Consider the following 1,861-nt stretch of genomic DNA (forward strand, 5'->3'; position numbering starts at 1 on the left):
TGCTGCAGTGGATTCGCGCATGACTAGCCTTTCACGCCTGAACCGATGTCGGTCGAGACGAAGTGTCGTTGGAAGAGGATGAAGAGGATGACGGCGGGTCCGGCCAGCACGCAGGCGCCGGCGAGGACCGCTCCGAAGGGGTTCGCCGCGGAGGCCGCGACGGTGCTGATGTAGTTGGCGAGGGCGACAGCGAGCGGCTGCATCGAGGCCTGCTTGGTGACCAGGAACGGCCAGAGGAATTCGTTCCACGGGCCGATGAAGGTCAGCAGCACGACGGTGAGCAGGGCGGGGCGCACCAGCGGGAGGGCGATCCGCCAGAGCAGCACGACCTCGCCGGCACCGTCGATCCTGGCCGCGTCGAAGAGCTCGCGGGGGACCTGCAGGAAGTACTGCCGGAAGATGATCACGGCCGTCGAGTTGATCGCGAACGGCAGGATCATGCCGAGGTAGTTGTCGGCAAGGCCGTAGTCCCTCGCGATCATCACGTAGAGCGGGATCATCAGCAGCTGGAACGGAACGACCTGCACGAGCAGAACGAGCGCGAAGGTGATTCCGCGGCCGCGCCACTGCAGCTGGGCGAGCGCGTAGCCGACGAGGACCCCGAAGACGAGGGTGCCGACGATCACACCGCCGGTGAAGATGCCGGAGTTGAGCAGGGTCTGCATCAGGTTGACGCGGCTGTTGATGTCCGCGTAGTTCTCGAGGGTGAGGTTGGCCGGGTTCGGGAATGCTCCCGCGATGGAGGTGTCCGGCGACTTCTGGAGTGAGCCGACGATCATGTAGTAGAACGGGAACAGGAACGCCACGGCTCCGATGGTGAGCACGACGCCGCGGAGGATGTTCTGTCCGCGGCTCATGCCGCTGGTCGTGCGCCTTCCCGGTGCGCGCGTGCTGATTGTGCCCGTACCCGTGTCTGATGTGCGCTTGCTCATGATTCGTCACCTCCGGCGATCTTGCGCTGGATGAAGGCGATGATGAGCACGCCGATCACCAGGATGATTCCGATCGCGGACGCGGTGTCCGGGTTGCCCTGCTCGATACCCTTCTGGTACATCAGCAGCACGGGAGAGGTCGATGCCCCGTTCGGGCCGCCGCCGCCGGTGAGGAGGTACGGCTCGGTGAAGAGGTTCGCTCCCGTCACTGTGGAGAGCAGCAGCACGAGCACCGTCGCCGGGCGCACGCCGGGGATCGTGACGGAGAAGAACTTGCGGATCGCACCGGCGCCGTCTGTCGAAGCGGCCTCGTAGAGCTCCGTCGACACGCTCTGCAGCGCGGCGAGGTACAGCAGAATGTAGAAGCCGAGCTGCTTCCAGGTCACGAACAGGGCGATCGTGGGCATCGCCCAGGTCGGGCTGATCAGCCAGGACGGGTCGGGGGCGAGCGGGCCGAGGATCTGGTTGACGAGGCCGCCGCCGCTGAAGAGGAAGAGCCAGACGCCGACGACCGCGACGCTCGCGGTGACGTAGGGCACGTAGTACGCGACCCGCAGGAAGGTGCGGCCGCGCACGGCCTTGTTGAGTGCCGTCGCGAGCACGAGCGAGAGCACGACGGTCAGCGGCACGTTGATCAGCAGGAAGATGCCGACGTTCCCGAAGGAGCGGATCACGGCCGGGTCGGAGAGCACCTCCTGGAAGTTGTCGAGGCCCACGAACGGCCGGTCGACCTGGGCGCCGGGGGCGGCGAAGAAGTAGTCGTGGAAGGCCATGTACACCGCGAAGACGAGCGGGTACGCGAAGACGGCGATCACGAAGACGAGGTAGGGGGCGCTGAGCAGGAGCCCGATCGGGTTCCGGCCCAGCCACGGGCGGCGCCGGGTGGCCCGCCCGCCCGGGGCCCGGGTGGGGGGGCCCGCGGCCGCGGG

General features: G+C 67.1%; 2 protein-coding genes. Both read right to left on the minus strand.

Annotated elements, in window-relative coordinates:
- Nucleotides 1-23: 23 nt before the first annotated feature.
- Nucleotides 24-857 carry a carbohydrate ABC transporter permease gene (locus QN357_RS18805; RefSeq protein WP_134449008.1) on the minus strand — a complete coding sequence of 278 codons (834 nt, stop codon included), beginning with the start codon at nucleotides 855-857 and terminating at the stop codon, nucleotides 24-26.
- A 71-nt stretch (nucleotides 858-928) separates the two neighbouring features.
- Nucleotides 929-1,861, minus strand: a 933-nt coding sequence (locus QN357_RS18810; protein WP_416347636.1) for a carbohydrate ABC transporter permease, incomplete at its 5' end; no start/stop codon positions are given.

The organism is Cryobacterium sp. RTC2.1 (genome assembly GCF_035018685.1).
Taxonomy (GTDB): domain Bacteria; phylum Actinomycetota; class Actinomycetes; order Actinomycetales; family Microbacteriaceae; genus Cryobacterium; species Cryobacterium glucosi.

Excerpts from the sequence above, each read along its gene's own strand:
- QN357_RS18805 (WP_134449008.1), bottom strand. The coding sequence starts at position 857 with ATGAGCCGCGGACAGAACATCCTCCGCGGCGTCGTGCTCACCATCGGA.